The organism is Labrys sp. KB_33_2 (assembly GCF_052114505.1).
In the GTDB taxonomy this organism is placed as follows: domain Bacteria; phylum Pseudomonadota; class Alphaproteobacteria; order Rhizobiales; family Labraceae; genus Labrys.
In genome coordinates, this window is sequence record NZ_JBFREW010000062.1 from 1 (window position 1) to 2,135 (window position 2,135).

Here is a 2,135-nt window from a genome sequence, read left to right on the forward strand (position 1 = left end):
ACAACTTCGTCAATGCCTACAATTTTGGCCGGCGCCTGAAGACACTGAAGGGGCTCACAGCCTACGAGTTCATCTGCAAACGATGGACAATCGAACCGGAAAACTTCACCCTCAATCCAATCCACCAAATGCCGGGACTAAACACCTAGCAGGGGGAGTATTCTTCCAAGGACTGTCCCGGATCGTCTGTTGAATCGCAGTGATCGCCGTTGCGGATTTGCTGGTGGAGGCGTGGCCGGAGGATGTCTATGCCCACGTGAAGAAGGGAACGGCTTATCGTGGGTTTCTGCAGGACAGGATGATTGCAAGATACCCTAATTGTCGGGCATGCCTGCCGATATCCGGCTCTATCGCGATGGTCTTTACAAGACCAATCAAGAAGCCTTCAAGCGCGGGGAAGAGCTGGGATGGATGGCGATGCAACAGCTGCTGCGGCTCAATCGTAATTGTTCCCAATGACTGCAGTAAAAGGCTACCTCTTTCCGTGACGTCGGCGTGAAATGCGACAGCAATATGTCGCCCCCTCAAATTTGCCATATTGAGACTCGCGAGGCGATTTTCTAGCTTGCCGTGGCGTGTAGGGGGCTGCGCGCTGGAATCGCCAGGGGCCGGGGATGCTTTGGAATGGGAAGGGGTGTCTGGGTACACTCAATTTGCAGCGTGCGATTTCGGCACGCGCGGTTTGTTATCTTCCTCGATCTTGTTCAGGCTATAATTGCGCAGATACTTCCAGGGCATTTGCAAGTTCTGACTTGAGCAAAGCTATCGTTAGGTCGATCTTGCTTGTAACAAGAAAGATCCGAGACAAAAAAGAATGAGTGCTGCAGCATAATATTCTTTTTGAACTCTATTTTAGCCCTTTTCATCCAAATTCAGATGTTCACGAACATGTTGTCATTTTCGGCATTTTCCTCACGCCCGTCCTTTGGACGCGTGTCGTTGCGGGTCCTGATGGTTGCGGGTGGCCTGGCCGGCGCGCTGGTGCCGTCGGTCACGGCGCTGGGGCAGTCGGGTTCAGGTAGCGCCGGCAATCCGGCGGCGATGGGTGGCGCGCCGGTGGCGGGGGCGCCTTCAGTTCCCACCTCCGATCCGACGATCGTTCGTCCGGTCCCCTCGTCCCAGCCCGGCATCAGCRCGAGCCAGCCACCGCTGTTGCCCGACCTGATGCGGGTGGACCCGGCCGCGGCGAACAAGGCGGCCGCGTCACAGCGCGGCACGGACAGCTCGGGGAGTGGCATAGGCGCCGGTCTTTCGAACAAGCCCGAAAGCCAGCCGGGCCCATCGGCTGCCAAGGGAGCGTCCGGCAGTGAGAGCGGGCAGCAGGCCAAACAAGGCACGGGCGAAGCGGCGGCAACGCCGGAGGAAGGCGCCGCGGAGGTGCAGGCCGAGAGCCTGTCGACCATGGCGGCGACGGCGGCGGCAAGCGATACGCCTGGGGAGGATCCCCTGAAGGCGGTCGCCAGTGCGAGCGCGCTGGCGACCAAGGCCGAGCCTGCCAGCTTCAACGGCTCCTTCACCCAGTCTGTGTCGATCGCGGTGCCTGTTTATCACGGTCTCGAGCCCAAAGTGTCGCTGCGCTATGATTCCAATGCCGGGGCGCGGGCCGGAGGCTATTGGGCTGGCCTGGCCGGCGTGGGCTTTTCGCTGTCGGGCCTGTCGGACATCACGCGTTCCTCGGCGGTGGGCGGAGCGCCGCGCTATGCGGACACGGACGAGTTCGTGCTGGACGGCGATCGGCTGGTGGCTTGCACGGCGGGGATGACCAGCCCGGCCTGCACCACAGGGGCGGCCGGCACCGGCATCAGCTACTACGCTACCCGCGTGGAAAGCTTCGTGCGGGTCAAGCGCATCGTCAGCGGCACCACCACGAGTTGGGAGGTTGCGGCCCGGGACGGCACGGTGTCCACCTATGTCTCGCCGGCCTCGGTGCCGGGCTGGTACACGAACGGGGCAGCGCCTTCCACCGATGCGCAGCTACGCGACGACACGCGCTGGCTGCTGCGCAAGGTGAGGGATACGCATGGCAACGAGGTCGGTTACGACTATGCCTGCGTGGGTGATCCCATCTGCTGGCCGGCCTCGATCAGTTACAACGGCACGCGCATCGCCTTCAACCTGGAGGCGACGAGCGGCGC

The 2,135-nt window shown here is 61.6% G+C and carries 2 protein-coding genes and 1 pseudogene; all 3 read left to right on the forward strand.

What is annotated here, in order from left to right; translation table 11 throughout:
• Positions 1 to 149: pseudogene (locus AB4037_RS34500) on the forward strand (IS481 family transposase); the annotation flags it as partial.
• Positions 150 to 327: 178 nt separating this feature from the next.
• Complete coding sequence (locus AB4037_RS34505) at positions 328 to 459, forward strand: hypothetical protein (RefSeq protein ID WP_441774661.1); 132 nt, start codon at positions 328 to 330, stop codon at positions 457 to 459.
• A 480-nt stretch (positions 460 to 939) separates the two neighbouring features.
• A partial coding sequence (locus tag AB4037_RS34510) for a SpvB/TcaC N-terminal domain-containing protein (RefSeq protein ID WP_441774662.1) occupies positions 940 to 2,135 on the forward strand: 1,196 nt, incomplete at its 3' end.